This window comes from Streptomyces sp. NPDC002004 (genome assembly GCF_053593975.1).
In genome coordinates this window covers 1-14066 of the sequence record NZ_JBSFDP010000008.1, presented here as the reverse complement: position 1 = coordinate 14066, position 14066 = coordinate 1, and the positions used below count along the sequence as shown (strand labels likewise).

Sequence of the window (14066 nt, the reverse complement as noted above, 5' to 3'; positions counted from 1 at the left end):
CGCGGGGACATCCGCCCGTACCCGCGTCACCGGTAAGACGAATGTAAGTGGCCGGAAAGCGACCCTGAAGTGTACGTTTCATCCACTTCAGCGGAACCGAATGGAGGGAACGTCCACCATGCCGGATCCCGCGGCCCCACCCACCCCACCCGTCCCGCTGGCCGCCCTGCTGGCCCGCGAGGACCTCGGCCTGCGCCAGATCGCGGGCCCACGGGACGCGGGCACCGTGATCCTCTGGGCCCACACCTCCGAGATGGCCGACCCGTACCCGTATCTGCTGGGCGGTGAGCTGCTGCTCACGGCGGGTGTGCACGCCACGCAGGCGGCCGGCGCGGTCGCGCACTTCGACGCGTACGTCGCCCGGGTCGTCGAGGCCGGCGGCGCCGCCCTCGGCTTCGGTCTCGCGCCGGTCCACGACTCGGTGCCGCGGGCGCTGGTGGAGGCCTGCGACAAGTACGGGCTGCCGCTCCTGGAGGTGCCGCCGCGCACCACCTTCAGCGCGGTCGCCCGTGCGGTGTGGGCCCTGATGGCGCAGGTGCGGCTCGCGGAGCTGCGCCGTGTCACGGAGGCGCAGCAGGGACTGGCCCGGGCGGCGGCCCGCCCCGACCCCGTCCCCGCGGTCCTGCGTCAGCTGGCGAACCGGCTCGGCGGCTGGACGGTCCTCGCCGCCCCGGACGGCACACGGGTGCTGGCCGCGGGGGCGGAGCCGGACGCGCAGGTACGGCAGGAGCTGGCCGACCTGGGCCGGGTGGTACGGCCTTCGCCGGCCGGGCGGACGGGCCCGGGCGGCCGTGCCGGGGCCGCGGCGGGCGGTGGGCGTGCCGGGGGCGCCACGACGGCCGGCACCCGCGCCCCGGGCGAGGCCCCCGCCTCCCCGACGCCCCCCGCGTCCCCGTCCTCCACCGGCCCGCGCCCCACCTCCGCCACCAACACCGTCGGCACCACGCACCTCGCCGTCTATCTCCTCGGCGGCGGCAAGGGCTTCACGCTCGGCGTCGCGTCCGACCACCGGGAGCCCGGAGACCACACGATCACCGGTGTCGCCGTCGTCCTGCTGTCGCTGCTCACCGGCGAACACCAGGGCGCCGCCGAGGCGGCACGGTCGGCGGCACTCGTACGGCTGCTGCTGGGCGCGCCACCGGCCGACGTCGCCGGACTGCTCGGCGTCGGCCGGTGGCAGGTCGTGCAGGCGCACCGCGGGGAGCCGGTCGACCCGCTGGCCGCCACCGCGCTGGGCGCCGCGCTGGGCTCACCGCTCGTCGACGTGGGCGAAGGCGTCGTACGCGTCCTGGTCGCCGCCGACCGGGAGCCCCTGCCGCAGCCCGGCTGGACGCTCGGGGTCAGCGAGCCCGCCGCGGTGCCAGACCTGGCGACCGCCGACGCCCAGGCGGGCCGCGCCCTCGCGCACGCCGAGGCGACCCGTGCACCGCTCGTCCGGCACCGCACCGCCGACCACGGCCTCGCCGCCCTCGTGCCCGCCGCGGACGCGGAGGCCCACGCGCGCGTCCTGCTCGCCCCGATCGCGGGCACACCCGCGCTCACCGAGACCCTGCGCACCTGGCTCTCGCTCCACGGCAGCTGGGACCGCACGGCCGTGGCGCTCGGCGTTCACCGCAACACCGTCCGCCAGCGCATCGCCCGCTGCGGCACGCTCCTCGACGCCGACCTCGACGACCCGGACGTACGGATGGAGCTCTGGTTCGCCCTGCGGAACGCCTGAGGAGCCCGCCGGCAGGGAGGTTTGACGGACCCTCAGCCCGAGGCGGGGCCGAGGGTGCCGGTCCGGACGGCCGCGACGAAGGACGACCACCCGTCCGCGGAGAAGACCAGCGCCGGGCCCTGGGGGGCCTTGGAGTCGCGGACGGGGATGCCGGTGGGGTGGGTGTCGAGGACTTCGAGGCAGCTGCCGGATTCGTTTCCGCTGTAGGACGACTTACGCCAGCCGCTCAGCGCGGAAGCGTTCGGGATGGTGTGCTCAGTCATGGTGTCCGTAGTCCTTCGCCGTTGCCTTCAGGAAGGCAAGTGACTCGCTCAGAGGCAGTGCGTCGCTCAGTGCGAGATCGTAGGCGCCCTGCAGCCGTTGGACCACGGCCGGGGAATCATGCACCTTGCCGATGGCCAGGCCTTCGCTGTAGGCAGCCGGGGGCTGGTCCTCGAACCACATCAGCGTGAGCATGCTCTGCATCAGCGGGTGAGCGCCCAGGCCGAGCGGCAGGATGTGGACGCGAATGCGCCTCGCCTCGGTCAGGGCGACGATGTGCATGATCTGTTCCGCCATGACATCCGCCCCGCCCATCGGGCGCCGGAGCATCGCTTCGTCCAGCAGGGCCCACACCACGGGTGTCAGCGGATCGCCGAGGACCTTCGCGCGCTCCAGTCGTGTGGCCACATGCCTTTCACGTTCCTCGTCGCTGCGCGGCGGAAAGGTCGTTCCCAGCACCGCACGTGCATACCTCTCGGTCTGAAGGATGCCCGGAACGAAGCTGAGTGCGAACTCGCGGATCATCGTCGCCTGTTGCTCCAGATGCCGCGCAGCTTCGAAGTAGTCGGCGATCGTGTCGCCGTCGTGCGGCAGGAAACTGCTCAGCACATCCCCCGTGTTCAGCGCCCCGTCCAGCCGCCGCGCGTCCTCCCGGGACGGAATGCGGCGCCCCGCCTCGATGTGCGCGATGTGCGACCGCGTCATGATCGCCGCGTCGGCGAGCTGCTGCTGCGTCAGCCCCGCCGCCTCACGCCGGGCCCTGAGCCACTCGCCATAGGTGTTCCGCATCGCCAACTCCGTTACGACGAAGGCATCGTGACCTGAGATCCTCGGGCGAGACTACTGCGCGCCGTCTCACTCCGTGATCGGTTTGCTACGGAACGACGTCATCGAGGCCGGGTCGGATGACCGGGGCCCGGCCGGTGCCGTGTCCGTCGGCGGCGTGCGCAGGTCGGTGGGAGCCGTGCCGGTTCCCACAGGGGGAAGCGAAGGGATGAACATGCATTTCGTCTGCTGTCCGCGCAACAAGGGGACGAGCTGATGGCGCTCACCGGTGCGTCGGTCCGCAGGGCCGTCTGTGCCCTTGCCGCCCTGCTCGTGGCGGCCGGCTGCAGCTCGCACGAGAGCGCCGGCCCCACTCGCGGTCGATCGAGCCCTGCCGTAGGCGCATCGCCCACCGCGGCGGCGCCCGGCCCCACCCGTGACCCTCGTGCGCCCTCGGTCGAAAGGGCCCCGGATCTCGCGTCGGAAGGTATGAGGGCCGTGACCAGGGGCACCGCCGTCACGGGAACCGCCGTCTATCCGATTCCCGGTGGAATCAGGGCGGGCAAGACCCTGGCCATCGCGGTCAATTGCCAGGGCCCGGGCCGGCTCACGGTGCATGTGCAGCCGACGGACGTGTCCTTTTCTCTCGTGTGCGAAAAGGGAAAAGTGCTGCCCGCCATGAACGAGATGGACATGAACAAGGGCCGCTCCACCGGCTCCCTGCGGTTCACCGCGGAGTCGAAGGTCAGGTGGTCGTTCGCGGCCGGCTGGGATCCGAACCCGCCTGAGCGGCAGTAAGCGGGAACCACACAGATCCTCGGGGTCGCTGACGTACCCCGGGGTGAGGTCCGTCATGGCCGTCGCGGCTTCCGCAGATGAAGCGGCGGTCCTCGCACGGTGGCTGCCGCGTCAGCCCCGCCGCCTCACGCCGGGCCCTGCTGCCGAGATCCTGCTGCGGCACCGTCTCCCGGCGTGAGCGATCGGCTCCGCAAGGACACGAGCGTGGCCGTCCTGGTGCGCATGGAGCCGATCTGTGCGCCCCCTTCTGTGCGACAGTGCGCCCTCCTGGGAGTCGAACCCGGTATGGAGTTCTCTGCGTCGACTGAAGTGCTCTGGGATGGATGCGGCTTTCGAGGGGCGACGCCGCACGACAGTCCCTTCACCACGGTCGGGAGCGGCATGGACGGCATCCGGGGTTCGAACGAGAGGCGCAGTGTCCTTGGTGTGGTGGGCCGGGTGCTGGGGCTCCTGGTCTGTTTGTCCGTCGCCGCAGTGCTGATCTGGTCGCAGGTGGAGAAGCCTGCGGACACCACGAGCGCCGTGGCGACCGTGGTCGCTGCGCTGGTCAGTCTGGGGCCCGCCGTCGTCTTCCTGCTCAGGAAGCACGACGTGCCGGGTCCCTCGACGGACGAGGAACTGGAGGCTGCTGCACAGGCATTGGCTTCGGCTCTGTGGGAGCAGTGGCCTCTCGAAGCGGAGAAGCGGGGCATCGTCGAAGCCAGTGCTGCCGAGGTCCCCTGGAATTTCACCGGTCCGTTGTCGGTCGGGGTTCTCGCGCGCGGGGCCACGGAGTCGACCGTCGGCAGTCCGTACGAGCAGCGGGTGGTGCGCAACTTCACCGCGGCCCCGTCCCGGCGCCTGGTCGTCACCGGGGAGCCCGGGTCCGGGAAGTCCGTGCACCTGCTCCTGCTGACCCTCGGTCTGCTCCGGCGCCGTGAGGAAGGGGACGGTTCCGAGCCCGTTCCGGTTCTTGTGTCCGTGGCCCGGTGGGACTCCCGCAAGCGCTTCGCGAACTGGGCGGAGGAACGTCTCAGGGCCGGATACGGCTTCCTCGACAACGCGCGCTTCGGTGGGACGGCCATTCACGGGCTCCTGCAGACGCGCCGCGTGGTGCTCGTGCTGGACGGTCTGGACGAGCTGGAGGAGTCGCTGCGGGAGGAGGTGGTGGAGCAGTTGACGTCCTCTCCCGTGCAGAGCTGGCCGCTGGTCATCGCCTGCACCTCGGACGCGATGGATGCGCTGCGTTCCCGGCCGCAGCTGGATTTCTCCGCGATGCGCATCACCACGCTCAAGCGGCTCTCGGTGTCCAAAGTGGTCACGTTCCTGCGCGGAGGACGGACCCTGCAGAGCACCGATGCGTGGTGGCGGCCGGTGAGGCACGCCCTCTCCAGCGGCACGCCCGGCGCGCTGGCCGACGCCTTGTCCATTCCGCTGTACGCGAGCCTGGCGCGGTCCGTGTACGGCCCGAACCGCCGGGCCCCCGACTCGCTGGTCGACGTGGCGCGGACCGGCGATGTGCGCACCCACCTGCTGAGGCGCTTTCTGGAGGATGCCTTCACTTCTCCGGCGCCGACCCGCGCCGAGGGCCGGGGCGTCTTCCCCCTGCGGGACTGGGACGGGCGCCGGGCCCGCAGCTGGCTGAGGTCGCTGGCCCGCTATCTGGACGGGCACCACTCCAAGCACCTGTCCTGGTGGTGCTGGCACGACATGCTCGGGCGCCGCGCCGCGGCCTGCGTCGCCGGCGTTCTGGCGGCCCTCGTCTACTTGCTGTCCAGCGGGTTCCCGGAGGGGCTGGCCCGGGGCACGCCGGTCGGCATGGCGCTCGGACTGATCGTGGGCGTGCTGCGCGACCGGGCCGACGGCGCCCGGCTGGGAGCGCTGGTGGGGACCGCGTGCACGGTGGCGATCGGCGCCGCGGCACTGACCCGGTACGGGCTCGCTCAGGCGGTGCACGACGGTGTCGAGCTCGGTGTGCCGCTGGGTGTCGGCGTCTTTCTGATCGGCTGGATGCAGAGGTCGGTGTGGCGCATAGCCGTCGGCAGTGCTGGCGCCGGCCTGGCAGCCGGATGCTGGGCGGGCGCCTGGGACGGGCTGGTCCAAGGCCCGTCCGCCGGTGTGCACCGGCTGCTGACGACCAGCCTGGGCATGGCCATCTCGGTGGCGTTCACCAACGTTCTCGTCCGCGCCACCGGTTCCTGGAGCACGCCGTCCCAGCCCACGGGCGTCAATGCCGCACTGCGCGGCCGCTGGCGCGATCTTCTGGCCCACCTCGCCGTGGGCGCCACCGCGGGCGTGGCGATCGGCGTCGGCGGCGGCACCGTCATCGTGCTGCGTGCGACGCTCGCGCACCACGGGCAGGAGGGAGTTCACCGTGCCGCTGCCGTCGCCCTCACGTACGGCGTCACCGCGGTGCTGGCGTTCGGGGTGACGGGTGCGTTCATGCGGTGGCTCGGTCAGCCCCAGAGCCGGGAGCGTGCAGCGTCCCCGCACACCACCCTGGCGGCCGCGAGGACGATGTCCCTCGCCTATGTGGTGTCGGCGACCGGCCTGGGCGCGGTGGTCATGTCCACGGCTCACGCGCTGACGTCACGGGCGCCGCTCGGTCTGCGCGCCGACATGGCCGGGATGGCCGACTACCGGCAGGGAGCGGCGCTGGGCCTGTGCATCGGCATGGTGCTCGCCGCCTCCTTCACCCCCTGGCCGACGTTCGCCGTGGTGCGCCTGGTCTCCTGGGCCACGCGCCGCCTGCCGCTGCGCCTGATGAGCTTCCTGGAGGATGCCCACCGGGCCGAGGTGCTGCGGGGCGAGGGCGCCCACTACATGTTCCGGCACACGGAGATCCGCACGTGTCTGCTGAACAACCCCTGACGCGGCGCGCCCTTCGCGACGCTCCTCGGGGGAGGCCGGACGGCCCAATGACACCGACCCCGTCCGCATGACGCACCGTCAAGCCGGTACCACGGGTGGCGAGCGGGCCGGCCGCTGGGCTTTTGTGGTCCGGTGGTCCACCCTTCCCGTTCCGCCGTGAGGTCGGTCGTACATCTTTTCGCAAAGGACACAACCATCCACCCCCTCCTGGGAGTCAAGGGGGGCGAGTGCGCCCCGGTGCACTCGTTCACATCAAGGGGATGGGGAACCTCCATGACTCACCGGATATCCCGGCGTGCCCGTGTGCTCTCGGCGGGGCTGGCCGTCGGGGTGGTCGTGCCGCTCGTGGCCGCCGCGGTGCCTGCCGCGGCCGCGCCGGCGCAGGTCAGCTGTACGTCCGGCACGGCGGGCCTGGCCGCCAAGCTGCAGAAGGACATCACGGCGGCCCTGGCGAACCGCAGAGGCACCGTCGCGGTCGGCCTCTACGACCGCTCCACCAGCACCCGCTGCACGCTGCGCTCGACGTCGGCGTACGACTCGGCCAGCGTCGTGAAGGTGACCGTGCTGGCGACGCTGCTGTGGGACGCCAAGAAGCACAACCGCTATCTGACCGACCGCGAGACGAACCTCGCCACGGCCATGATCACCCAGTCCGACAACGACGCCACCAGCGCGCTGTGGCGGCAGCTCGGGACGACCAAGGTCAAGGGCTTCCTGGCCGCGGCCGGGATGACGCAGACGGTCCCGGGGACGGGCGGCTACTGGGGGCTCACCCAGATCACCGTCCGTGACGAGCAGAAGCTCCTCGAGCTCGTCACCGGGAAGAACACCGTGCTGAGCGACAACGCACGCGCCTACATCCTCAAGCTCATGGGCAAGGTCGTCTCCTCGCAGCGCTGGGGTACGCCCGCGGGCGCGCCGTCGACCGTGGCCGTGCACGTCAAGAACGGCTGGCTGCAGCGGGCCACGCACGGCTGGCGCGTGCACAGCCTCGGCACCTTCAACGGCGCCGGACACGACTACATGATCTCGGTGCTCACCCAGGACAACAGCACCATGGACTACGGGGTCGACACGATCCAGGCCGTCTCCCGGGCCATCCACAAGGATCTTGTGCCGACCACGCCCACCGGTGCCGCGGTCCGCCGCTACGTGCCGACCGCCACCCCGCGCGAGGCCTTCCCCGCGGTGCCCCGCGACTGACCTGCCGGTCGGTTTGTTGCGGAGGGATGAAATCCGCTCCGTCCCGCGTTGGTGTCTTCCGGGTGGACCAGCAGTTCGGATTCGACGGAAGGCACCGGCGTGGCGGCGGAACAGGGGCGGGGGACCCAGGGCTGGGCACGGAGGCTCGCCGGGTACGCATGGCGCTATCCGAAGGACGTCGTCCTGGCGCTCGGCTCGTCCCTCGGGGGCATGGCCGTGATGGCCCTGGTCCCGCTGATCACCAAGGTGATCATCGACGACGTGGTCGGGGCGCACACCCGTTCCATGACGGTGTGGGCCGGCGCACTCGTGGGTGCCGCCGTGGTCGTCTACGTGCTCACCTACATACGCCGCTACTACGGCGGCCGGCTCGCCCTCGACGTCCAGCACGACCTGCGTACCGAGATGTACGCGACGATCACCCGGCTCGACGGCAGACGCCAGGACGAGCTCTCCACCGGGCAGGTCGTGGGGCGCGCGACCAGTGATCTCCAGCTGATCCAGGGCCTGCTGTTCATGCTCCCGATGACCATCGGGAACATCATGCTGTTCCTGATCTCACTCGTGATCATGGCCTGGCTGTCGCTGCCGCTCACCCTGGTCGCCCTGGCCGTCGCGCCCGCCCTCTGGTTCATCGCCCGGCGCAGCCGCACCCGGCTGCACCCGGCCACCTGGTACGCGCAGGCGCAGGCCGCCGCCGTCGCCGGGGTCGTCGACGGCGCCGTGACCGGTGTGCGCGTCGTGAAGGGGTTCGGGCAGGAGGAGCAGGAGACCGGGAAGCTGCGCGAGGTCGGACGGCGGCTGTTCGCGGGGCGGCTGCGGACCATCCGGCTGAACGCCACGTACACCCCGGCCCTCCAGGCGGTGCCCGCACTCGGACAGGTCGCGATGCTGGCGCTCGGCGGCTGGCTGGCGGTCCAGGGGCACATCACGCTCGGCACGTTCGTCGCCTTCTCCAGCTATCTCGCCCAGCTCGTCGGCCCGGTGCGGATGCTCGCCGTGGTGCTCACCGTGGGCCAGCAGGCCCGCGCCGGCGTCGAACGCGTCCTGGAGCTGATCGACACCGAGCCCGCCATCGTCGACGGCACCCTCGACCTGCCCGCGGACGCCCCGGCGACCGTCGAGTTCGACGACGTGACCTTCGCGTACGACGAGGGCCGCCCGGTCCTGGACGGGCTGTCGTTCGGGATACGCCCCGGGGAGACCCTCGCCGTCGTGGGCTCGTCCGGTTCCGGCAAGTCCACCGTGTCGCTGCTGCTGCCCCGCTTCTACGACGTCAGCCACGGCGCCGTCCTCGTCGGCGGCCACGACGTGCGCGAGCTGACGCTCCCGTCCCTGCGCGCCGCGATCGGCCTCGTCCCCGAGGACAGCTTCCTGTTCTCCGACACCGTCCGCGCCAACATCGCCTACGGCCACCCCGAGGCCACCCAGGAGCAGATCGAGGCCGCGGCGCGCGCCGCCCAGGCCGACCGGTTCATCGCCGAGCTGCCCGACGGCTACGACACCAAGGTGGGCGAACAGGGCCTCACCCTCTCCGGCGGCCAGCGCCAGCGCGTCGCCCTGGCCCGCGCCATCCTCACCGACCCGCGCCTGCTCGTCCTCGACGACGCCACCTCCGCGGTCGACGCGCGCGTCGAGCACGAGATCCACGAGGCGCTCAAGCAGGTCATGGCCGGGCGGACCACCCTCCTCATCGCCCACCGGCGCTCCACCCTGAACCTCGCCGACCGCATCGCCGTCCTCGACGACGGCCGGCTCGCCGACATCGGAACCCACGAGGAACTGCAGGAACGGTCCGGCCTGTACCGGCGCCTGCTCACCGATCCCGACGAACTGGGCGGGGTGTCGCCCGGGCACGCCCAGCCCGTCGAACAGGCGCAGGACACGAGCGTGCGGGAGGAACTGGACGCCGAGTTCGACGCCGAACGCGGGGTCACTCCGCACCTGTGGAGCGGCGACCGCGAACCCAAGGACGCCGCGCTCTCCGGCACCCCCGCGACGCCCGAACTCCTCGCACAGGTGGACGCCCTGCCGCCGGCCACCGACCTGCCGGCTGTCGACGAGGCCAGGGCCGTCACACCCGAGGAGTCGTACGGGCTGCGGCGGCTGCTGCGCGGCTTCGGCGGGCCCCTCGCGATCAGCCTCGCGCTCGTCGCCGTCGACGCGGCCATGGGCCTGGCGCTGCCGGTGCTGATCCGGCACGGCATCGACCAGGGCGTCACCCGGCTCGCGCTCGGCGCGGTCTGGGCGGCGGCCGCGATCGCGCTGCTGGCCGTCGTCGCCCAGTGGGCGGCGCAGATCGGCGAGACGCGTATGACGGGGCGTACCGGCGAACGGGTGCTGTACGCCCTGCGGCTGAAGATCTTCGCGCAGCTCCAGCGGCTCGGACTCGACTACTACGAGCGCGAGTTGACCGGTCGCATCATGACCCGGATGACGACGGACGTGGACGCCCTGTCCACGTTCCTGCAGACCGGTCTGGTGACCGCCTTCGTCTCCGTCGTCACCTTCTTCGGCATCATGGTGGCGCTGGTCGTGATCGACGTCGAACTGGCCCTGGTCGTCTTCGCGACGCTGCCGCCGCTGGTCGTCGGCACGTACGTCTTCCGCAAGCAGAGCGTCAAGGCCTACGAACTGGCCCGTGAGCGGGTGTCCGTGGTCAACGCCGACCTCCAGGAGACGGTCGCGGGACTGCGGATCGTGCAGGCGTTCCGGCGCGAGCGCGCGGGCGAGGGACGGTTCACCGAGCGCAGCGCGAGCTACCGGGCCGCCCGGATCCGCGGCCAGTGGCTGATCTCCGTGTACTTCCCCTTCGTGCAACTGCTGTCGTCGGTCGCCGCGGCCGCGGTGCTGATCGTGGGCGCGGACCGGGTGACGGCGGGCACCCTCACCACCGGTGCGCTGGTCGCGTACCTCCTCTACATCGACCTGTTCTTCGCGCCCGTGCAGCAGCTGTCGCAGGTCTTCGACGGCTACCAGCAGGCCAGCGTCTCGCTGGGCCGCATCCAGGAGCTGCTGCGCGAGCCGACCTCGACGAAGGCCCCGGCCGAGCCCCTGGAGGTGATCTCGCTGCGCGGCGAGATCGCCTTCGAGGGCGTGCGGTTCGCCTACGGCGAGGCGGAGGAGGCGCTCAGCGAGGTGGACCTGCGCATACCCGCCGGGCAGACCGTCGCGTTCGTCGGCGAGACCGGCGCCGGCAAGTCGACCCTGGTCAAGCTCGTCGCCCGGTTCTACGACCCGACGGACGGCCGGGTCACCGTCGACGGCTCCGACCTGCGCGACCTCGACCTCACCTCCTACCGGCACCGCCTCGGCGTCGTCCCGCAGGAGGCCTACCTCTTCGCGGGCACCGTGCGCGACGCCATCGCCTACGGCCGCCCCGGTGCCACCGACGCCGAGGTCGAGGCCGCGGCCCGCGCCGTCGGCGCGCACGACATGATCGCCACCCTCGACGGCGGCTATCTGCACGAGGTGACCGAGCGCGGCCGCAACCTGTCCGCGGGGCAGCGGCAGCTGATCGCGCTGGCCAGGGCCGAGCTGGTCGACCCGGACGTCCTGCTCCTCGACGAGGCCACCGCAGCCCTCGACCTGGCCACCGAGGCCCAGGTGAACCTGGCCACGGACCGCCTCACGGGCAAGCGCACCACGCTCGTCGTCGCCCACCGCCTCACGACCGCGGCCCGCGCCGACCGGGTCGTCGTGATGGACCACGGCCGGGTCGCGGAGGACGGCACGCACGAGGAACTGCTCGCCCTGGGCGGACGGTACGCCCGGCTGTGGGCGACGTTCGTGGGGGAGCCGGTGGGGGCGACGGCGGCCTGACACCGGCGGCCGCCGCGCCCCGCGGGGACTACCGCGGCTTGATGTCGGAGATCTTCTTCGTCGCCAGGTCCGACTGCACGACCAGATAGGTGTACGTCGGATGGGCGGCCGAGCCCCAGGTCAGCCGGACGTTCGTCCAGGTGTGCCCCATCCCGCTGTCGCCCGCCGTCACCCGCCAGGCGCGCGGCACGTCCTGGGCGCGCAGTACGCCGTCCGCGTGGTTGCGGTTCTCCCAGGTCGCCAGGCGTGAGCGCAGCCCGGGCGTGAGGTAGAAGGAGCGCAGCTCCTTGGCCGCCGTGTTCCGCCCGGCGTCGGTGGTGACGTCGATATAGGCGCCGTAGAAGTGCGCCACCCGGTCGTAGACCGCTTCCGAACCGCCGCTGCGCGTCGGCGCCGACGGGGGAGCGGAGGAGGTGTGGACGGCCGGCGCGGCCGCCGCGGACGGGACCGCCACGGCGGCGGTCAGCAGTGCGGTGGCCAGCAGGACACGGCCACGGATGCGGCCGGTGGTACGCGTCTGAGTCATCGTCGACCCGCCTTTCGCGTTTGCTCTGTTGGACGACGGGTGTCACCGGGAGGTTGTCCCAAAACGCGGCAAAACGTGAACGAACGAAAAATCGACACTCGAAATTCTGTGCAACCGGAGGGCGCGTGCGAGGCGTCCCTGTACGAACAGTACGCTGATGCTGAAGTGGTGGGAGGGGCAACTGTGGGCAGTGCAGGCGGCATACGCCGACGACTCGCGCGACGCTTCATGTCCGGACTGGCCGTGCTCGCGGTCACCGCGCTGGTGACGGTGGCGGGACCCGGAGCCCTCAGAGCGCAGGCCGTGGACGCCTGCTCCGGTCACAAGGTGCGCGCCCTGTCCTTCTCGGCGGGCTCCGTGAACGTCTACAAGCGCTCGGGCTTCGTGTGCGCCGTGGCCGTCGCCAAGCAGCCGGGAGTGCGCCGGATGATGTCGGTCAGCGTCCAGGCCCGTGGCAGCCGGCCGGTGCTCGACCGTGGCCGGTTCACGCACCACGCGGGACCGGTGACGGTGTACGCGGGGCACCGCTGCGTGTGGGTGAAGGGCACGATCGGCTCCTCGTCGGTCAGCTCCGGCTGGATCATGTGCTGAGTGTGTTGCCTCAAGTTGCCCTGGTGAAAGGGGAGTTGCTCCGCTAGGTTCGCAAGGCTCCAGCGAACCCAGGGGAGGGTGCATGCGCAAGGCGCTCAGATGGCTGCTCGCGCTCGTGGTGCTCATAGGCACCGTCGGCACGGCGGGGGCGGCCACCGCCGCCTCCAGGCCGGAGGCCGTCGACATCAAGGACCGGCTGCTCGCGATCCCGGGCATGAGCCTGGTCGAGGAGAAGCCGTATTCCGGCTACCGCTACTTCGTCCTCGAGTACACCCAGCCGGTCGACCACCGGCACCCGTCCGAGGGCACGTTCAAGCAGCGCCTGACGGTGCTGCACAAGGACACCAACCGTCCGACGGTGTTCTACACGAGCGGCTACAACGTCTCGACGAATCCCAGCCGCTCCGAGCCCACCCGGATCGTCGACGGCAACCAGGTCTCTCTGGAGTACCGTTTCTTCACGCCGTCGCGTCCGCAGCCGGCCGACTGGTCCAAGCTCGACATCTGGCAGGCGGCCAGCGACCAGCACCGCGTCTTCGAGGCCCTCAAGCCGATCTACGGCAAGAACTGGCTGGCCACCGGCGGCTCCAAGGGCGGCATGACGGCCACCTACTACGAGCGGTTCTACCCGCGCGACATGGACGGTGTCGTCGCCTACGTCGCGCCGAACGACGTGGTGAACAAGGAGGACTCCGCGTACGACAGGTTCCTGTCGGGCGTCGGCCCGAAGGACTGCCGCGAGGCGCTGCAGGCCGTGCAGCGCGAGACGCTGGTACGCCGTGACGCGCTGGAGAAGAAGTACGCCGACTACCTGACCGCGAACCACTACACCGTCGACACGGTCGGCTCGCTCGACAAGGCGTACGAGGCAACGGTCCTCGACCTGGTGTGGGGCTTCTGGCAGTACCAGCCGGAGTCCGCCTGCGCGGACGTCCCCGACGCCCGGACCGTCAGCGACCAGGCGCTCTTCGACTACGTCGACCAGGTCGGCGGCTGGTCCTCCTACGCCGACCAGGGCCTGGAGCAGTACACCCCGTACTACTACCAGGCGGGTACGCAGCTCGGCTCGCCCACCATCCGGCAGCCCTGGCTGGGCAAGCTGTCCCGCTACGGCTACCAGCCGCCGCGGAACTTCGTGCCGCGCTCCATCCCGATGACGTTCCACCCCTCGGCGATGCGGGACGTCGACAGCTGGGTGCGCCACCACGCCACCCGGATGCTCTACGTCTACGGCCAGGACGACCCGTGGGGCGCCGAGCGCTTCCGCCTCGGCAGGGGGGTGCGGGACTCCCATGTGTTCACCGCGCCGCACGCCAACCACGGGGCCAACGTCGCCGCACTCGTCCCCGCGGAGCGGGACTTCGCGACGAGCCGCATCCAGGAGTGGGCGGGCGTGACCCCGACCGCGGCGCCCCTGGCGCGATACGACCGCACGCTGGACCACCCGAAGCATGAGCTGACGCTCCGCCGGTAGCCGTCCGACGGGTGCGGGGAGCCGCGAGGGGCCGAGGCCCCTCGCGGCGCCCCGCC

The 14066-nt window shown here is 71.6% G+C and carries 10 protein-coding genes; 7 read left to right on the top strand and 3 right to left on the bottom strand.

The window, feature by feature from the left end; all coding sequences use genetic code 11:
* Positions 1–118 precede the first annotated feature (118 nt).
* Positions 119–1720, top strand: a complete 1602-nt coding sequence (locus ACWCP6_RS14965) for a PucR family transcriptional regulator ligand-binding domain-containing protein (protein ID WP_450932841.1) — start codon at positions 119–121, stop codon at positions 1718–1720.
* Positions 1721–1752: 32 nt separating this feature from the next.
* Here ACWCP6_RS14965 and ACWCP6_RS14960 read toward each other — a convergent pair whose 3' ends face one another.
* Positions 1753–1983, bottom strand: a complete 231-nt coding sequence (locus tag ACWCP6_RS14960; protein ID WP_450932840.1) for a DUF397 domain-containing protein — start codon at positions 1981–1983, stop codon at positions 1753–1755.
* Complete coding sequence (locus ACWCP6_RS14955) at positions 1976–2770, bottom strand: helix-turn-helix domain-containing protein (protein WP_450932839.1); 795 nt, start codon at positions 2768–2770, stop codon at positions 1976–1978. The genes ACWCP6_RS14960 and ACWCP6_RS14955 overlap by 8 nt, the downstream gene beginning before the upstream one ends.
* Positions 2771–3244: 474 nt before the next feature.
* Between ACWCP6_RS14955 and ACWCP6_RS14950 the strand changes: the two genes are divergently transcribed.
* The 4 genes from ACWCP6_RS14950 (at position 3245) to ACWCP6_RS14935 (ending at position 11419) form a co-directional block, all read left to right on the top strand.
* Complete coding sequence (locus ACWCP6_RS14950) at positions 3245–3544, top strand: hypothetical protein (RefSeq protein WP_450932838.1); 300 nt, start codon at positions 3245–3247, stop codon at positions 3542–3544.
* A 381-nt stretch (positions 3545–3925) separates the two neighbouring features.
* The gene (locus ACWCP6_RS14945; RefSeq protein ID WP_450932837.1) at positions 3926–6394 is read left to right on the top strand and encodes an AAA family ATPase; all 2469 of its coding nucleotides are present in this window, start codon (positions 3926–3928) and stop codon (positions 6392–6394) included.
* A 273-nt stretch (positions 6395–6667) separates the two neighbouring features.
* Positions 6668–7597 carry a serine hydrolase gene (locus tag ACWCP6_RS14940; protein WP_450932836.1) on the top strand — a complete coding sequence of 310 codons (930 nt, stop codon included), beginning with the start codon at positions 6668–6670 and terminating at the stop codon, positions 7595–7597.
* A 99-nt stretch (positions 7598–7696) separates the two neighbouring features.
* Entirely contained in the window at positions 7697–11419 is a 3723-nt protein-coding gene (locus ACWCP6_RS14935; RefSeq protein WP_450932835.1) for an ABC transporter ATP-binding protein, read from the top strand.
* Between the two features lie 28 nt (positions 11420–11447).
* On the opposite strand, the gene ACWCP6_RS14930 is transcribed toward ACWCP6_RS14935, so the two are convergent.
* Positions 11448–11945 (bottom strand): hypothetical protein, encoded by a 498-nt coding sequence (locus ACWCP6_RS14930; protein ID WP_450932834.1) that lies wholly within the window; start codon positions 11943–11945, stop codon positions 11448–11450.
* A gap of 228 nt (positions 11946–12173) precedes the next feature.
* Between ACWCP6_RS14930 and ACWCP6_RS14925 the strand changes: the two genes are divergently transcribed.
* Together ACWCP6_RS14925 and ACWCP6_RS14920 are read left to right on the top strand one after the other, a co-directional pair.
* Positions 12174–12536, top strand: coding sequence for a hypothetical protein (locus ACWCP6_RS14925; RefSeq protein WP_450933052.1), 363 nt, complete (start codon positions 12174–12176; stop codon positions 12534–12536).
* Positions 12537–12618: 82 nt separating this feature from the next.
* Positions 12619–14010 carry a S28 family serine protease gene (locus tag ACWCP6_RS14920; RefSeq protein WP_450932833.1) on the top strand — a complete coding sequence of 464 codons (1392 nt, stop codon included), beginning with the start codon at positions 12619–12621 and terminating at the stop codon, positions 14008–14010.
* Positions 14011–14066 lie beyond the last annotated feature (56 nt).

Coding starts and splice junctions, on each gene's coding strand:
- ACWCP6_RS14955 (WP_450932839.1), bottom strand. CDS start 2,770: ATGCGGAACACCTATGGCGAGTGGCTCAGGGCCCGGCGTGAGGCGGCG.
- ACWCP6_RS14945 (WP_450932837.1), top strand. CDS start 3,926: ATGGACGGCATCCGGGGTTCGAACGAGAGGCGCAGTGTCCTTGGTGTG.
- ACWCP6_RS14920 (WP_450932833.1), top strand. CDS start 12,619: ATGCGCAAGGCGCTCAGATGGCTGCTCGCGCTCGTGGTGCTCATAGGC.
- ACWCP6_RS14965 (WP_450932841.1), top strand. CDS start 119: ATGCCGGATCCCGCGGCCCCACCCACCCCACCCGTCCCGCTGGCCGCC.
- ACWCP6_RS14960 (WP_450932840.1), bottom strand. CDS start 1,983: ATGACTGAGCACACCATCCCGAACGCTTCCGCGCTGAGCGGCTGGCGT.
- ACWCP6_RS14925 (WP_450933052.1), top strand. CDS start 12,174: ATGTCCGGACTGGCCGTGCTCGCGGTCACCGCGCTGGTGACGGTGGCG.
- ACWCP6_RS14930 (WP_450932834.1), bottom strand. CDS start 11,945: ATGACTCAGACGCGTACCACCGGCCGCATCCGTGGCCGTGTCCTGCTG.
- ACWCP6_RS14940 (WP_450932836.1), top strand. CDS start 6,668: ATGACTCACCGGATATCCCGGCGTGCCCGTGTGCTCTCGGCGGGGCTG.